The following is a 15,519-nucleotide window of genomic DNA, read 5'->3' as shown; positions in this document are numbered from 1 at the left end:
TGCCCTTCACAGGACAAATCTTTCTTAATAGCCGGAGTGAAGAGCGCTCTAACCGCTGAGCAACAGCAACTGCACCAGCAAAATTTTCAGCAACATGGCAAACGGGTAGACCGTGGCGTAGCCCAGGTTGGGTTGGTCGTTGCCAGTTTTTTCCAGGGCAAAAGCCAGCACCGCAGGCTGGGTCTGGAGCCCCGCCAGTACACCGCCCAACACGCCCAGGGGAATCCTGAGCACCCGGTAGCCGATCCAGAGGGTCAGCAGCGCTGCCCCCAGCGTGATCAGGGCCCCCATGCCAAACAACCGCAACCCCTCTCCCTGCGCCAGGGTTTGCACAAAAGCAAAGCCTGAACGCGTACCGATGCCCGCCAGGAACAGGATGAGCCCCAGTTGGCGCAGGGTCAGGTTGGCGCTGTAGGGAATCTGCCACAAGATGGGGCCGGTGCGCCCCAGCGCCCCCAGCACCAGGCCCACCACCAGCGGCCCGCCCGCAAAACCCAGTTCAAAGGTGCGACCCCCCGGCAGGGGCAAGGGCAGGCTGCCCAGCAGCAATCCCAGGGCAATACCCAGGCTAAAACTAACTACATCCACTTCTGCCAGGGCCCGGTAGGAGTCGCCCAGATAGCGGCTCACCTCACGTATGCGGTCTTTGGGGCCCACCACCCGCACCCGGTCACCGAGCTCTAAAGTGGTGTCCTTGTCGGGCAAAAACTCCACCTCACCCCGACGCACCCGGGTAATCACCACCCCAAAGCGTTGGGGCAGCTCGAGCTCGGCCAGACTGCGCCCCGCCACCTCCCGGCTGCTCACAAACACCCGGCGAAAATCCAGGGCATGACGGTCTTCCTCCAGCCGCTCCGGTACAGCCACCCCCAGGGTCTCGACCACCCGCTTCAGTTCGTCGGCACGGCCCACCACGTTCAGGCGATCCCCCAGGCGCAATTCGGTCTCGGAGGTCATGACCTGCTGTCGGCCGTCGCGCTGCAAACGCCCAAACACCACCCGCCATTTGTGTGCGCGGGTCAGTTGCTCGACGGTCCAACCCACCACCCTGGCCTGGGTGACCTCCACCGTTTGCGAAACCAGCGCCTCTGTTTCGCTTTCCTGGCTTTTATCCGCACCACCCCACCAGCGCCAGGCCAGGTGCAAGGCCAGCAGCATCCCAATCACCCCTACCGGATAGGCCACCGCATAGGCCGCTACCGGCAGTCCCTGCACCACTTCGGCCACGCCCCGCCCCTTCAGGGCTTCCAGGGCCGCCGCCAGGGCCGGGGTATTGGTCAGCGAGCCGGCAAACAAACCCGCCTTGAGTGCGCCGCTCAAGCCCAGGGCAGAACCGAGCACCGCCACCACTCCTGCCGTCAACCCCAGTACCCCCACCACCAGCAGGTTGTAGCGCAGCCCGCGCTTGCCAAACGAAGCAAAAAAGCCCGGCCCACCGGCCAGCGCAATGGTGTAGACAAACAGCACCAGGCCAAACAAGTAAACAAAATCCGGCAGCTTGAGTTCGGGTGAAAGCGCCCCAAAGGCTAACCCCACAAACAACACTGCCGAGACCCCCAGGCTAAAGTTTCCGATGCGAATTTGGCCCAGCAGGTAGCCAATCGCGGCCACCAAAAAGAGTAGCAATAGCGGGTTTTCCCTGAGCAGCTCGAGCATCCTCTCTCCCCCATCCATCATGCGCCCTGTATTCGGGACAGATTGCCCAGCAAAGCAAAAATCCCCCTTTGCGGGGGATTATCCCCAAACTCGCCCCTTACTTGGCCAGCGCGCTTCGGGCCCGGTCGGCCATCTGGTAGAGCTTTTCCCTGGTAAGGGGGATTTTGCCCTCCAGAGCCAGCCCTTTGCCATCTTCCCAGTGGGCATGGTGGTGGATGTGACCCCCCGGAACCCGGAATGCCACATGCTTGAGCTTGGCATGGCGCGGCGAGACCGAGGCAAAGAAGAAAGGCTCTCCCCGCTCATCCGAAAGCGAAACCGCCATCATGGTGGTGGGCACTTCGTAGGGGCGCTCCATGCGGTAGATGAAGTCGGGGAAATCCGACTCTTTGGTGAACAGAACGCCTTTTTCTGAGGCGTATTGCTTCATCCATTCGATAACCTGTACCCAGGCCTGGTAGAGCATTTCGTCGTGGTGAGGGTCGTGGGCAGTGCTCATGACCTTTATAGTTTATCGGTTTAGCGAGACAAAGTCTAAGAGAGAGCTCAAAAACCAGGCTTTTATCACCACCCTCGGACTAGCCTCAGTAGAGGCTTAGGATCAGCCGAGAACTTTCTAACCGAGCGCAACACCGGCCACCTTTTGAGATGCAGGAGGTTCAGGATCACATCCCGTAAGTACATCAGCCCCGCCGCCCCCTTGCGGCTGCGGGAGGCATCTTCTCCCAGCACCGTGTCCCGCTTGTGGTGTAAGCGGTTCTCTACCTCCCAGTGTCCCCGCCACAGGGCATACAGCTGCCTGGCCGAGGCCTGCAGGCTGGTCAGCGCATAGGCAGTCTCCTCCCGTAGCTCCCCGGTATTTTTGCGCACCACCCTCCGTCGCATCCGCAAGGCCATCTGCGAACCCCGCCAGCCGCTCACCGCCTCCGGCAGGGGCAGCCCCTCCAGGTGCCATGTCCAGACCTCTCCACCCCGAACCTGGTGCTGGAGGTGATGGTCTGTAGCTGGGTAGCTGGCAAAAGCCCACTGGATCAGTTCCTTGAGCTCCGCCTGGTTCTCTTTGACGCTGAACAGATACCCCCCTTTTGCTCCACCACCGCCGCCGCCACCGCCTGGGTGCACAAGGCCGCATCCCCCGTCAGTACCCAGTCCACCCCCAGCCCCTCCATGTGTACCACCCGTCCCTGCGCCGCCGCCGCCTCACCGGCGGCAATCGCCGGGCTGCCCGGGGAGAGCCCCAGCCCCTGCACCAACGCCGATAAAAAGACCGGCGCCTCTTCCCCTCGCCGGATACGTCGGGTGCCCCGCAGGTGTTTACCGTCCACGGCTATAGGCAAAGGTTCATCGCCCTCCTTGCCCAGGGCCTGGAGTACCGCCTGCGCCCAGGATAGTAAGGCCTTTTGCAAGGGTTCTAAGTGCTCGCTCAAAAACCAAAAGAAGCGGTAGAGGGTGGCTTGCGCGGGTAGTTTGCGTTCACCCCGGCGGGTACGGATATGCACCTCGTTCAGCAAGAAGCGTCGCTGGTCTTTCACCCACTGGCTGATGGCCAGGATGTTGTGCCGTCCCGAACCCACCGCCAGCAAGCAGATCAGCAGCAGGTTTTGCCAGCCGAGTACTCACGGGGATCGGGTATCTGGGCTAGATATGGCAACAGACTGGGAATGGAGAAAGCTTTCATATGGTTTTATGATAAAAGCCGGCCCTCGCCACCTTCTCCCGCCAAGGCGTTTATGTGGATTTGGTACGATAGGAAGCCTTGTCAAGCCTTTGCTTTATACATGCGGTTATCCGCCGCAACTAGAAGCGCGTCCGGTGTTCCGCCATCCTCTGGATAAGTGGCAAGCCCGATGTCTACGCGCAAGGGCAGTTTGTTAAAACTTATCGACTCGATGGTCTTGGCATAGCGCGCAATGACCGCGAGTGCTTCGTTTTTGCTGGTATGCGGGAAGATGGCCGCAAACTCATCGCCGCCCCAGCGGAACAGGTGGTCTCCCGAGCGCCGCTCCGCTTCAAGGTGTTCGGCCACTTTAATGAGGGCTAGGTCCCCGGTGGCGTGGCCCAGGGTGTCGTTGATGGTCTTGAAGCCCTTTAAGTCCATCACTGCTAAGGAAAGCGGATAGCCGTGCCGAACAGCCCGCTCGAGTTCTTCCCGCAAAATTTTGTCGAAGGCGCGTCGGTTGGGAAGCTTGGTAAGAGAGTCGGTGAGGGCGGCTTCCTCCAGTAGGCGGTGGATTCTGCTATCGTGCAGCAGTGTAGCCAAGGGAGAAGCGAAAAACTGCGCTGCGCGCAGGCTATCCTCCCCGAAACCCTGGGCGTCGTGCAGGTTATCTAAGTTAAGGTAGGCCAACACCTGGCCTTGATAAGGGATGGGCAGGCAAAGGTTGGCCTGAATTTCCTGAACCTTGCCAGCAGAGTCCATAATTTCCTGAGGTGCTGTTTCGTAGCTGACCTCTGCAATGGCTTTGGTTTTTGTGCTCAAAATGCGAGGCTCCCCCTGGCATGAACTCTCCTCCCCCAAACCGTACCATTTGAGCATGTCTGTGTGGCTAAAAGGTGTGGCCTGCAATGCCTCGAGGTCGTACCCTACAGCGGCTTTGTATCGGTAGAGCCCCTGCTCCAGTACCAACAAGCTTCCCGCTTCGCTGCCTGGCACCTGGCCGATGGCTTCCTCCAGTACCCGCTGATAGAGGTTCTCTGAGGGCTGCTCCAGCAGTTCCTGCAGCAGACTATTAGTAACTTCATGCCGGAATTTCTCTACCAAACGCTCAAACCCAATGCCCAGGGTTTGACAAAAAAGCTGCAGTAGCTCCCGCTCTGCTTTGCGCCAGACTCTTTCGCTGCGTGTACCTGTAACCAAGACAAAGCGGCTTCGATTGGAGCCGGAGGTCGGGACGGGGTGGGCCACAAAAGTGCGCCAGTCCAGCGCCTGCAAAGCACGAACCCCGTAGGGCTCTGCTGCGTAGTGCTGTGTGAAAAAGGGCTTTCCCGAGGCGTACACATCCCAGGCCAGGCCCTGCCCGTACGGCAGCCCGTCCCGCAAAACCTCCAATAAGCTGGCTTCGGTCACTCCCTGGTAAGCAATAGCTTGCATGTGGGCCCCTCGAGCCTCCCAGATCACCCCGGCCTCGAGGGAGAGGCCTTGCAGCAGCAGCGAGAGGGCCATTTCCGAAGCCTCCTTAAGGGAATGTACTTTTTGCAGCCCCACCGCGAGGTCGGAAAGTAGGTAACGTACCTCGAGGTCGCTCAGCCGGTCTAGTTGAAGGCTGACCGCTTCGGCAAACCTCACTAAGCCCTCTATTTCCTCGGGTAAAAATGGCTTGATCTTCTCCAGATTGAGTACCGCCACCACCTCCCCTCGCTCGTAAAGGGGAAGGGCCAGCTCGGCCAGGGTGGAAAAGCCCGAGGCGCCAATGAAGGCCGGCTCTTTCCGTACGTTCTGTACGCATACCGGCTTGCCTTCACGAAACGCTTGTCCTACCACACCCTGGGCCGAAACCTTGTGGAGGCCAAGGGCCGGAGCACTAGCCAGCAACAGAAAAGCTTGTTCCTGAGGCAACCAGACGCTTACGTGACCGCCCGACACTAAATGGTTCAGGCGCTGCGGAAGGTTTTCCAGGAGGGTACGGCGGTTTTCGAGTGCAGGAAGAACCTCCAGGGCCGCCGCAATGAGCTGGTGGCTGCGAAGCAAAGCTTTGGCACGGCGGTGGGCCCTGCGAAGGCTTTCTCCCACCCCATAAGCAATCGTTGCAGATAGCAGTAGCAATGCACCATCGAGAGCCTCAAACCCCCCTGTGAGCGCCAGGAGAAAAGCGGATGCTCCAGCGGCCAGAAGCCCCCAAAGCAGGCCATAAACGCTGGCCGTGGTGGCTGTAAAAATCATGAGGAAAGGAAGTTGATAAGAAAGATAAGAACCCAAAAAATGCAAAATCAGCGCGCCCAACACTGCGCCAATGGCAACCATCCCATAAGAAAGAGTCCATAGGAAGCGGTTGGGCATCGGGCTCAAGCTTTCCTCCTCTCCAAGACCGTGGCTGCGGGCCGGCCCAGCAGATAGCCCTGCCCCAGCGAGAAACCTTCTGCCAAAAGGAACCGACGCTGTGCCTCGGTCTCAATGCCCTCGACGATGATCTCAAGTCCCAAGGCGCTTCCCAAGCCCTGCACCGCCTTCATAAGGCGGGCTTCGGAGGTTCCGGGGGAGGGGTTGGGGCCCAGGCTTTTTACAAACCCCTGATCCAGCTTGATGGCCGCCAGCGGTAAGCGGGCGATTTGATCCAGGGAGGAAAAACCGGTGCCGAAGTCGTCGAGGTGGAGGGAATACCCCCGGCGGGCCAAGTCCTGGAGCACCGCAAGACGGCCCTCGTCGAGCAGTACCTGTTCGGTTACCTCGAGGGCAAGTTGCTGCGGGGCCAGACCATGGCGTTGCAGATGATGGGCGATGCGGTTGGGAAGGGCTGGCTCAAGCTGGCTGCCTGCCAGGTTCACCGCCACCGGAAGCCCCCACTGAGCGGCACGGGCCACTGCCTCGCCAAGTATCCAGTCACCCAGTTCAATCATCCAACCGTCCTCTTCCACGATGGACACAAACCGCCCCGGGGAAATCAGGCCCCGCTCCGGATGCTGCCAGCGCAAGAGGGCCTCGAGGTGCTGCAATTGCCCATCAGCCAGACGTCGAATAGGCTGAAAGTGAAGGAAAAAATCCAGGGGCGCACCACCACCCGCTTTGAGCGGCCGCAGCGCCAGTGCCAGGGCTTGATGTAGCCAGTCGTCCTCGAGGGTGTTTTGCCTCAGGAACGGCTCATAAATAGAGATGCCCCCGGGTTGCCGCACTTGTTGCAGGGCAGCTTCGGCAGCCTCGGGAAGCTCGTGCAGGGCGATCTCCGGGCGGGCTAAGGCCACACCCACCCGCGGATTAAAGTCGAGCTGTGGCCAGCGGGAAGCAAGCTGTGCCTGCGCCTGCGCTTGTAGCCTGGCCAGTACCGCCATAACCTCCGAGGAGGTCTCGACACCTTCCAGTAGCAGCCAGAACAAATCCCGGTCGAAAGCCAGGCGGTCATCTGAGCGTAGCTCAGACTTCAGCAGGTCTGTAATGGAGCGCACCACAGCCGCCCAGACGCCCTCCCCTTCTAGCCGCCGGATACGCTCCAGCGAGCGGCAGTGCAAAGCCACCAGGGCTTTAGGCGTCAGGGACTCCACCAGCACTTCCTTCAGGCTGTGGAGGTTGTCCAGACCGGTCTGGGGGTCGCGGTAGCGACCCAGACGCACCTCCTCCTGCAGTTCGTTTCCGTAAAGCAGCCAGGCCACGTGGTGGGCCAGACCCTCCAGATGGCGCACGTCGGTCTCGTCGAAGGCGTCGGCGCGTTCGAAGTGATCGAGGTACAAGTAGGCCCTTGGAACCCCTTTGACCACCACCGGCGTGGCCAGCATAGCCTGGATCTCGCTCGCGCGCCCCGGCCCTTCCAGCAGATCCCGGCGTTCAGGGTCGAGCCGGCTATTGAAGCGGGCGATGTCGGTCTGGGTAAAGACCTTAGCCTGGATGTGCTGGCTGAGCGAGAGGGGTTCTTGGGGGTACAAGACCACCCTTTGCAAGGCTTCCAGGTCATAGCCCCAGGCCGCCACAAAGCGAAAGTGGCCTTCGGGTTGGAGGAGGGTAGCGCTACCGGCCTGCGCCACCGGCACCACCCTAAAAGCCACCTCCAGGGTTCGTTGGAGTACTTCAGCAGGAGAAAGGGCCTCTTTGAGCCCCGAGGCCAGCAGCTCTGCTGAAGCCTCCTGAAAACGGGCCTGCCGGTAAGCCTCGCTGATGTCGTAGCCTGTGCACTGAATACCCACCGGTTTGCCCTCTGCGTCTACAACGGCCGTGAACTCCCAGCGGCTGCGGTTCCAGGCGTGCTTGAGCGGCTTGCTAAACTCTACCCAGTAGGACTGATGGGGGTTTGCGAGGATTCTTTTGACAGTATTCAGCACCACCGATTGGTCTTCTTTGGCCACATGTTGCAATGCGCTGGTGCCTATCGGCAGAGCTCGCAGCCCCATGTAGTCCAGATAAGCCTGGTTGGCATAGGTAAAGCGCCCCTCGAGGTCGGTCCGCACCACCATGAACCCTCGGGTTAAGCTAAGGGGATCCTCGAGATGGCGCTTTTGACCCAACATGACCGACACTCCCGGAAGCTTTAGGTGTGCCTATAACCTATAATTTGTTTTGAAGACATAATCGAAAACCCCTGCCTCACTTTGTATAGTATTTCGCCTTACGTCACAGCTCTTGTGAATTAATCACGACTTGGGAGCAGGGCCGTTACGTGAACTCAGAAACTGTCTTATAAGGCTCTAGAGACTGGCAAGAACCTATTCGAAAAGAAGGGGACAGCTATGTTTAGAGCATGAAACGCAGACCGTACCCCTCCGATGTGAGCGATGAGGAGTGGGCCTTCGTGATGCCCTATCTGACCCTGCTGCCTTTAGATGCAGCCCAGCACAAGTACGATCTGCGGGAGGTATAGGGCGCCTTACGTTGGTTGGTGAAAACTGGTGCCCAGTGGGACTACCTCCCCCACGACTTCCCGCCCCCCCACATCGTCAGCGAGCAGGCCCGGCGCTGGATGCAGCGGGGGTCTTCGAGGACCTGGTGCATGACCTGCGGATGATGTTGAGACGGTTGGGTGGGCGAAAAGAGCAGCCCAGCGCGGTGGTCTATGACGGGCGTACGCTGCAATCAGGCCCTGAGAGCGGAAGGCGGGCCGGGTACGACGGGGCCAAGCGACGCAAGGGCAGAAAGGTGCATATGGCGGTGGACACCCTGGGGCACCTGCTGGCGCTGGTGGTCACCCCTGCCGACGAGCAGGAAAGAGCGCAAGTTGCCGAGCTATCCAAAGCTGAGCAGGCCGCTGCCGGGGAAGACATAGAGCTGTGCGTAGTCAAGCTGGAAGAGGCCAAGAAGGGTTTCGTCCTGCTGCCCAAACGCTGGGCGATCGAGCGGAGTTTTGCCTGGATGGCTCGTTTTCGTCGTCTGGCCCGCGACTATGAGCGACTGGCAGAGACGCTCAGGGCTTCCACTGGCTGGCCTTCTCCATTCTGCTCTTGCCGAAAGTCCTGGATAGTTTATGTCTGGCTTCTTAGCAGGCTCTAGGTAAAAAAGAGCGGACACTGTAACCTATCAAGCAAATGTTGTAAGTGTGCGCGCCTGTACTGAGGTCCGGCCCCAAAACCGTGCAAAAACACAAAAAGCGATTCGGCAGACCCCCCAAGGTTAGAAACAAGTTACACAAAGCCCGCAGGCGTGTACTAGGATAAGGTTTACATGCGGCTGGAAGACCTTCCCCCTTTGCCCGAGACGCCAGGGGTCTACCTCTGGAAAGCTGGCGAAAGCGTCATCTACGTGGGCAAGGCCAAAAACCTCAAGGCCCGGGTGACCAGCTATTTTCACAGCGAGGGCAAAAGCCTGCGGGTTTCACAGGAAGCCACCCACCTCGATTTCATCGTGCTGCGCGACGAGGTGGAAGCACTTTTGCTCGAGGCCAACCTCATCAAGCACCACCGCCCCCATTACAACGTCCTGATGAAGGACGACAAGCACTACCCCTTCCTGAAGCTAACCCGGGAAGAATGGCCCATGCTGATGGTGGTGCGGCGGGTGCAAAACGACGGGGCCCGCTACTGGGGGCCTTTCCCCGAGGCTTCGGCGGTGCGGCGCATCAAACGCCTGGTCGACCGCTTTTTCCCACTGCGTCAGAATTCCGGCTTCCCCTTCAAAAAAAGGCGCTACCCCTGCCTCAACCACTCCATGGGACGCTGCCTGGCCCCCTGTGTGGGCAAGGCCGACCCTGAGCAGTACCGGGTGGTGGTACAGCAAGTTGAAAACCTGCTGGACGGCAAGGTAGAGGCCCTTTACGAAAGCCTCGAGCAGCAGATGCGGGCGGCAGCCCAGCACCAGGACTTCGAGCGGGCGGCAGAGATACGCGACCAGATCACTGCAGTGCGAAGCTTTTTTGGCACCAGCCAGCAAGCCTACGACCCCGAGCTGGGTGACCTGGATTTTTTAGGTTTTGCCCGGGCGGGCGACTACGCCCTCATTCAGCACTACCAGATGCGTGGGGGACAGATGCTAGGGCGCATCAGCCGCTTTGTAGAGGGGGTCAAGGAGGCCAGCGATGCCGAATTGCTGGAAGCCTTTTTGCGCGACTACTACCTCGAGGCCACCCCGCTACCCCCTCTGGTGCTGCTGCCCTTCGAGCTGGAAGCCCAGGATGCTTTCTCGACCTTTCTGAGCAGCAAAGGGCGCAAGGTAGAAGTTCGCATCCCCCAGCGCGGCGACAAAACCCGCCTGATTGAACTCGCCCAGAAGAACGCGGAGACCGCTCTGCACACCGAGCTTAAGGTGCTCGAGCGCAAAGGCGACCACCCCGGCCTCAAGGGGCTAATGGAGGTCTTGGGGCTTTCACGCCGCCCCTACCGCATCGAGGGCTACGATATTTCCAACCTGCTGGGCGAGAGCGTGGTGGGCTCCATCACCGTATTCGAGGGGGGGCGCCCCAAAAAAGCCGAGTACCGCCGCATTAAAATTAAGGGTCTGCAAGGACAGCCCGACGACTTTTTCTCCATGGAGCAAACCATCCTCCGGCGCTTCACGGGCAGCCTGGCGGAGCAAATGCCCATCCCCGACCTGATCCTGATTGACGGCGGGCTGGGCCAGGTGCGGGCAGCTCAAAAGGGCCTGAAGCAGGCCGGGCTCGATATTCCGCTGGTAGGGTTGGCCAAGCGCGAGGAGACCCTGGTTCTGCCCGATGGCCATACCATTGGGCTTCCGTTAAGCCATCCCGCCTTGCAAATCCTGATCTACCTGCGCGACGAAACCCACCGCAACGGCCTCGAGTTCCACCGCAAACTCCGCAACCAAAAAACCCTCAAGAGCATCTTCGACGATATTCCGGGCATTGGCCCGGCCCGCAAGATGGCCCTCTTGAACCACTTCTCTACCCTGGAAGAGCTGCGGGACATGAGTGTGGACGAGCTGGCCAGGCTGCCAGGCCTCGACAAGCGCAGCGCCCAAGCGGTGCTAAAAGCCCTGGGGGCCGGCATCCCTTCCGAGGGGTCTAGGGCTTGAATAAGTAAAGTCCATCGTCTATAGTCCAAGGTCTACGGCAGGCTTTTATCGTTTTCCCCTTTCCCTCTGCCCCTCTTGGAAGAGGCTCGAGGCAACTCTGGCTGGCTTGGCGCTCATTTTGCCGAATAGGACACTTCTCCTGGCAACCCGGTGTGGCCGGGAGAGGGGACTGTGGCCCAGGCCTTTAGCCAGATGATGCAAGCCTGCAGACTGGCATTCCGCTCTAGGGCACGGTAGTCTTACGCCTATGGAAAGCTTGCGCATAGCCCTGATGGGGGGCGGAACCGTGGGAAGCGCTTTGGCCGAGCTGTTGCCTTTGCACCGGGCTCGCTTTGAGGCCCTGGGGCTCGGGGTCGAACTGGCCCGGGTGCTGGTGCGTGATACCCGCAAAAGTCGGCCCGGCATTCCCAGCCGGCTGCTGACCGATAACCCGGAGGGCTTTCTGGACGACGTGGACGTGCTGGTAGAGGTAGCAGGTGGCACCACCGTAGCCGCAGACCTGGTGTTGCAGGCGCTGGAGGAGGGCCTGCTGGTGGTAACGGCCAACAAAGCCCTGCTGGCCGAGCGCTGGGACGAGTTGCGTCCCTACGCCGAGGAGGGCAGCCTCTACTACGAGGCCAGCGTAATGGCCGGAACGCCCATCCTGGGGGCCCTGCAAAGCCTGTGGGGCAACCAGACCCTGGAGATGCACGGCATTGTGAACGGCACCTGTAGCTACCTGATCCGGCGCATGGAGGAGGGCGCGACCTACGACGAAGCCTTCCAGGAAGCCAGCAACCTGGGCTACCTCGAGGCCGACCCCAACCTGGACGTGGGTGGGATCGACTCGGCGCACAAAATTACCGTGCTGGGGCGGCTTACAGTAGACCCCGACCTGCGCTGGGACAAGGTTTTGAGCCGCACCAGGGGCATTCAGCACCTCACCCCCCAGATGCTCCAGCAAGCCCGCGCCGAGGGCTACGCCATCAAGCTGGTGGCCAGCCTCTTCCCCGAAAAGGGCGAGTGGGTGGCGGCGGTGCGTCCGGTGCGCCTGCCTGAGTCGCACCCGCTGGTCACCATGGGCAGCGGACGCAACGCCCTGGTTTACCGGGGCGACCCGGTGGGACAGTTGGTGTTTGCGGGCGCCGGAGCCGGTGGGGGTGTGACGGCGAGCGCTGTCCTGGGTGATTTGTACCGGGCCTTGTTGGGTACGCCCGGACACCTGCCCATTCCTGCCGCCGTTCCGGTTCCCACGCAGGAAGTGGAGCAGCTACAGGAAGTTTGAGTCATATTGGGGAAGATGCGACAAAGGGCCGAAAGCACACAGGTCAGCCGTCCTGAGACCTGCGACCTGAGCCCCGCAACGCACCCGTTATGATGAGTTCCGCTCTATGATTCGCTACTACAGCACCCGCGACCCCCACAAAAACCTGGTGCGCTTCGAGGAGGCCCTGCTCAAAGGGCTGGCTCCGGACGGCGGCCTGTACGTACCCGATCAGATTCCCAAGCTCGGCCCAGACCTGTGGCAGCGGGCCAACTCCATTGCCGGGGTGGGGGTGGCGGTTCTGAGGGAATGGCTGAAGGATGAAATACCCCTGACCGACCTCGAGCCCATCGTGCAAGATGCCCTGAATTTTCCCTGCCCGCTGGTGAAGCTCTCGGACGATTTATATGTGCTCGAGCTCTTCCATGGCCCCACCCTTTCCTTTAAGGATTTTGGCGCCCGCACCATGGCCCGCCTGATGCAGTATTTTCTGCGCAAGCGGGGCGAGCGTCGCATTATTTTGGTGGCCACCTCCGGCGACACCGGCAGCGCAGTAGCCGACGGCTTTGCAGGCCAGGACAACATCGAGGTGGTGCTGCTCTACCCCAAAGGCAAGGTGAGCGAGGTGCAGGAACGCCAGCTCATCACCGAGCGCCCGGGCGTGCGCAGCTTTGCCGTGGAGGGCACCTTCGACGACTGCCAGCGCATGGTCAAGGAAGCTTTCGTAGACCCCAAGCTTTCGCACCTGCCCCTGAGCAGCGCCAACTCCATCAACATCGGGCGGCTGTTGCCGCAAGCCCTTTACTATCTGTGGGCCGCCAAACAGCTGCACAGCCGCCTGCAATCGGAAGCCGTCAACTTTTGTGTTCCCAGCGGCAATCTAGGCAACCTTATGGCCGGCGTGCTGGCCGCCCTGATGGGCCAACCGGTGCACAGGTTTATCGCTGCCCACAACGACAACCACTTCTTCCCCGACTTCCTGCAGGGCAAAGTTGAGGCCTATCAGTTCCACCCCACCATCGCCACCCTATCCAACGCCATGGACGTGGGCTCGCCCAGCAACTTCGAGCGCCTGTACACGCTTTTGGGGAGTGAGCGGCTGCGTTCGTGGATTTGGGGAACCACCGTCTCCAACGAATCTACGCTCGAGCGCATGAAAGAAACCCACCATCACTACGGCTATACCGCCTGTCCGCACACCGCCGTTGGCCTGGAGGCCCAGGCGCGTTACCGCCGGGAAACCGGCGACCCCACCCCCCTCATCAGCCTGGCCTGTGCCCATCCGGCCAAGTTCCCGGACGTGGTCTTGCGGGCCCTAGGCCAAGAACCTCCCAGGGAGGAGGCTCTGGAAATCCTGTATAGCCGCCCCACCCGCGTACAAACCATCGGCGCTACCCTGTCCGCCCTCAAGGCCCACTTACTGTAGAAAGAGCGCCCTTCTGCTAAAAAACAGTAAGCTTAAGGTAAGGTATCGAACATGGCAGACAAAGCAAAAGAAAAACAGAGCAAGGAACCCTTTCCGGGTGCTTACTTCGTTGGTCTGGTTATTACCCTGGTTCTCCTGATCGTTGTGGTGGCGGTGGGGGCCGGTTTACCGCCGGCTATTTCGGGTTTCTCGGTGGCGCTGTTGCTGGGCCTGACGGTCAACCCCAAGTATGCCCTGGGCTTTTTGAGCGCGGGGGTACTGGCCACGCTCTTGGGCTTTGCTGGCAGTGAACCCCAGGTTGCCTGGGGCGGCCTCGGGCTGATTCTTTCCAGCCTGGTGGTCTGGCGCTTTGTCAAAGCCTGAGGCTATTTGAAGCAGGTTTGGCGTATGCTGGGGGCATTTTTCAGGCGTTCGCTGGCGCCGGACCGGCTGGCCCGCACCCTCATTTATGCCGGTATTGCGGGCTTCATCTGGTTCTTCTTTATTCAGCCCAGCCCCTTTGGCTCCACGCTTTCGGTCACCACCCTGGTAGGGGCCGGGCTGGTGCAGTATGGCAGCGACAAACCCTTTGTCATTCCGCTTTATATCTACGTGCTGGCAGCATTGGTGCTCGCACAACTCGTGGGGCTGGTGCTGGGCGCAGGGGGGCAGCTCGAGGCGGCATTGCTGGGCAGCGCCCTGGGATTGGGCCTGCCCTATCTGGCTTACCGCCTGGGAGGAAAAGCATGAACGTAGCCCTGGTTCACCTGGCCACCCGCGAAACCCCCGAAGCCACCCTCGAGGCCGCTCTGGCCCTGCTCGAGCAAGCCCACCGGCAAGGCGCCGAGATCGCAGTGCTACCGGAGCTTTTTCCCAGCGTATACCGCTACGAGGAAGCCCACAAAACCCCCGGCGTGCTGTCTGCGCTTGCCCAGTTTTGCAAACAGTCCGGCCTCACAGTGGTGGCAGGGGTTCTCGAGCCCCATCAAGATCGCTACGCCAACCGGGCGCAGGTGATCGGGCCCGAGGGCCTGCGGGCCACCTACACCAAAACCCACCTCATCCCCGCTTTCAACGAACCCGCTCACATGACCCCCGGGCAAGACCTGGTACACCTGGGGCTCAAGGGCTTTAAGGCTGGCATTGCCATCTGCTTCGACCTGCGCTTTCCCGAACTCTTCCGCGCCTATGCTGTGGAAGGGGTCGATCTATTCTTGATTCCTTCGGCCTGGCCCATGAGCCGCAGCTACGCCTGGGAACTCTTTTGCAAGGCTCGAGCCGCTGAGAATCAGGCTTATCTGATTGCTGTTAACCACGCCGAAGACCCCTTTGGTGCCGCCAGCCTGGCCATTGACCCCATGGGTATGGAGATGCTGCGACTCGAAGCCGAGGGGGTGGGCGTGGTGGCGCTTGACCCCAGCTACCCAGCCCGGCTACGCCAGGAGTTTCCGGTGTTTCCCCAGCGCCGCCCAGAGCTTTACGCAGGCCTTTTGAAAAGCCCCGTCAGCAAGTAAACCAAAGCCCCCAGCATCAAGCCCTCGCCCCAGGCCGGGAAGTAGGGCCAGAGCATCTGCATCTCGAAACGCCCCGCCAGCAACAGCGGCCAGGGCAGCAGGGCCCAGGCCAGCCCATACTGCCGGTAGCCCGCCGCCAGCAGAAAGGCCAGCCCCACCCCGCGCATGTAAATAAGCCACCCCTGCCCCAGCTCGTTCTGGTAAATGAACCAGAGGAGGTTGAGCCAGACCCCAACCACCCCCCAGGCCCAGCCAAAGCGGCGTATAACGGTCAATGCCAAGAAAAACAAACCCAGGGCAACGAAAAGATCAAGCATTGCGGCTTATTCTAGGGCATTGCCCATCTGGCTTACCAAGTGCCACCGCATCAAGCAATCGCTGTGGCCTACAAGCCGCAGGGCTGATACCGGATTCAAAAAGACAGTTTACAAAACCAAAAACACCAGAGGCTGTCTTTTTGAATCCTAGAGCACTCCCCTCCCTTGAGTACCGGCGCTAGCCGGGGGCCGATGGCCCTTCACTGTCGGTCGGCGAAGAAAGCGTCTCCCTTCCAAGGGGCGGTATCGCCCTCCGCTACGCGGATAACTTCCAAGGGGCGGTA

At 60.6% G+C, this 15,519-nt stretch carries 13 protein-coding genes and 1 pseudogene; 7 read left to right on the top strand and 7 right to left on the bottom strand.

All coding sequences use genetic code 11. From position 1 onward, the window contains the following. Positions 1–48: 48 nt before the first annotated feature. The 6 genes from Mhypo_RS00675 to Mhypo_RS00655 all read right to left on the bottom strand — a co-directional run bounded on the left by Mhypo_RS00675 (position 49) and on the right by Mhypo_RS00655 (position 7,752). Positions 49–1,656: an aspartate:alanine exchanger family transporter gene (locus Mhypo_RS00675; protein WP_119339518.1), complete on the bottom strand. Its 1,608-nt coding sequence runs from the start codon at positions 1,654–1,656 to the stop codon at positions 49–51. A gap of 97 nt (positions 1,657–1,753) precedes the next feature. After that, a complete protein-coding gene (locus Mhypo_RS00670) occupies positions 1,754–2,155 on the bottom strand; it encodes an NADH-quinone oxidoreductase subunit 15 (RefSeq protein ID WP_119339437.1) in 402 nt (133 codons plus the stop codon). A 65-nt stretch (positions 2,156–2,220) separates the two neighbouring features. After that, positions 2,221–2,778, bottom strand: coding sequence for a DDE transposase family protein (locus tag Mhypo_RS18465; RefSeq protein ID WP_240637056.1), 558 nt, complete (start codon positions 2,776–2,778; stop codon positions 2,221–2,223). Continuing rightward, positions 2,688–3,230, bottom strand: coding sequence for a hypothetical protein (locus tag Mhypo_RS18460; RefSeq protein WP_240637062.1), 543 nt, complete (start codon positions 3,228–3,230; stop codon positions 2,688–2,690). The genes Mhypo_RS18465 and Mhypo_RS18460 overlap by 91 nt, the downstream gene beginning before the upstream one ends. A gap of 185 nt (positions 3,231–3,415) precedes the next feature. Beyond that, positions 3,416–5,653: a diguanylate cyclase domain-containing protein gene (locus Mhypo_RS00660; protein WP_119339436.1), complete on the bottom strand. Its 2,238-nt coding sequence runs from the start codon at positions 5,651–5,653 to the stop codon at positions 3,416–3,418. A gap of 5 nt (positions 5,654–5,658) precedes the next feature. Beyond that, positions 5,659–7,752, bottom strand: coding sequence for an EAL domain-containing protein (locus Mhypo_RS00655; RefSeq protein ID WP_240637055.1), 2,094 nt, complete (start codon positions 7,750–7,752; stop codon positions 5,659–5,661). Positions 7,753–8,036: 284 nt separating this feature from the next. On the opposite strand from Mhypo_RS00655, the pseudogene Mhypo_RS00650 reads away from it, so the two are divergent. From Mhypo_RS00650 to Mhypo_RS00620, 7 genes and pseudogenes are all read left to right on the top strand, one after another. Continuing rightward, positions 8,037–8,772, top strand: a pseudogene (locus Mhypo_RS00650) (IS5 family transposase). 181 nt (positions 8,773–8,953) lie between these two features. Then, entirely contained in the window at positions 8,954–10,756 is a 1,803-nt protein-coding gene (gene uvrC / locus Mhypo_RS00645) for an excinuclease ABC subunit UvrC (protein ID WP_119339434.1), read from the top strand. Positions 10,757–11,003: 247 nt separating this feature from the next. Further along, complete coding sequence (locus Mhypo_RS00640; RefSeq protein WP_119339433.1) at positions 11,004–12,020, top strand: homoserine dehydrogenase; 1,017 nt, start codon at positions 11,004–11,006, stop codon at positions 12,018–12,020. Positions 12,021–12,126: 106 nt separating this feature from the next. After that, entirely contained in the window at positions 12,127–13,425 is a 1,299-nt protein-coding gene (gene thrC, locus Mhypo_RS00635; RefSeq protein WP_119339432.1) for a threonine synthase, read from the top strand. Between the two features lie 51 nt (positions 13,426–13,476). Beyond that, positions 13,477–13,788: a hypothetical protein gene (locus Mhypo_RS00630; protein WP_119339431.1), complete on the top strand. Its 312-nt coding sequence runs from the start codon at positions 13,477–13,479 to the stop codon at positions 13,786–13,788. A gap of 24 nt (positions 13,789–13,812) precedes the next feature. Next, positions 13,813–14,154, top strand: coding sequence for a hypothetical protein (locus tag Mhypo_RS00625; RefSeq protein ID WP_119339430.1), 342 nt, complete (start codon positions 13,813–13,815; stop codon positions 14,152–14,154). Next, a complete protein-coding gene (locus Mhypo_RS00620) occupies positions 14,151–14,918 on the top strand; it encodes a nitrilase-related carbon-nitrogen hydrolase (protein WP_119339429.1) in 768 nt (255 codons plus the stop codon). The genes Mhypo_RS00625 and Mhypo_RS00620 overlap by 4 nt, the downstream gene beginning before the upstream one ends. On the opposite strand, the gene Mhypo_RS00615 is transcribed toward Mhypo_RS00620, so the two are convergent. After that, entirely contained in the window at positions 14,882–15,235 is a 354-nt protein-coding gene (locus tag Mhypo_RS00615; RefSeq protein WP_119339428.1) for a hypothetical protein, read from the bottom strand. The two genes, Mhypo_RS00620 and Mhypo_RS00615, sit on opposite strands and share 37 nt — an antisense overlap. Positions 15,236–15,519: the final 284 nt, after the last annotated feature.

This window comes from Meiothermus hypogaeus, assembly GCF_003574035.1.
In the GTDB taxonomy this organism is placed as follows: Bacteria; Deinococcota; Deinococci; order Deinococcales; family Thermaceae; genus Meiothermus; species Meiothermus hypogaeus.
This window is presented reverse-complemented; position numbering and strand designations above follow the sequence as displayed.

Bases quoted from the DNA above. Each gene is read 5' to 3' on its own strand.
- Mhypo_RS00615 (WP_119339428.1), bottom strand. From the start codon at position 15,235: ATGCTTGATCTTTTCGTTGCCCTGGGTTTGTTTTTCTTGGCATTGACC.
- uvrC (WP_119339434.1), top strand. From the start codon at position 8,954: ATGCGGCTGGAAGACCTTCCCCCTTTGCCCGAGACGCCAGGGGTCTAC.
- Mhypo_RS00660 (WP_119339436.1), bottom strand. From the start codon at position 5,653: ATGCCCAACCGCTTCCTATGGACTCTTTCTTATGGGATGGTTGCCATT.
- Mhypo_RS00670 (WP_119339437.1), bottom strand. From the start codon at position 2,155: ATGAGCACTGCCCACGACCCTCACCACGACGAAATGCTCTACCAGGCC.
- Mhypo_RS00655 (WP_240637055.1), bottom strand. From the start codon at position 7,752: ATGGTGGTGCGGACCGACCTCGAGGGGCGCTTTACCTATGCCAACCAG.
- Mhypo_RS00625 (WP_119339430.1), top strand. From the start codon at position 13,813: ATGCTGGGGGCATTTTTCAGGCGTTCGCTGGCGCCGGACCGGCTGGCC.
- thrC (WP_119339432.1), top strand. From the start codon at position 12,127: ATGATTCGCTACTACAGCACCCGCGACCCCCACAAAAACCTGGTGCGC.
- Mhypo_RS00675 (WP_119339518.1), bottom strand. From the start codon at position 1,656: ATGCTCGAGCTGCTCAGGGAAAACCCGCTATTGCTACTCTTTTTGGTG.
- Mhypo_RS00640 (WP_119339433.1), top strand. From the start codon at position 11,004: ATGGAAAGCTTGCGCATAGCCCTGATGGGGGGCGGAACCGTGGGAAGC.
- Mhypo_RS00630 (WP_119339431.1), top strand. From the start codon at position 13,477: ATGGCAGACAAAGCAAAAGAAAAACAGAGCAAGGAACCCTTTCCGGGT.
- Mhypo_RS00620 (WP_119339429.1), top strand. From the start codon at position 14,151: ATGAACGTAGCCCTGGTTCACCTGGCCACCCGCGAAACCCCCGAAGCC.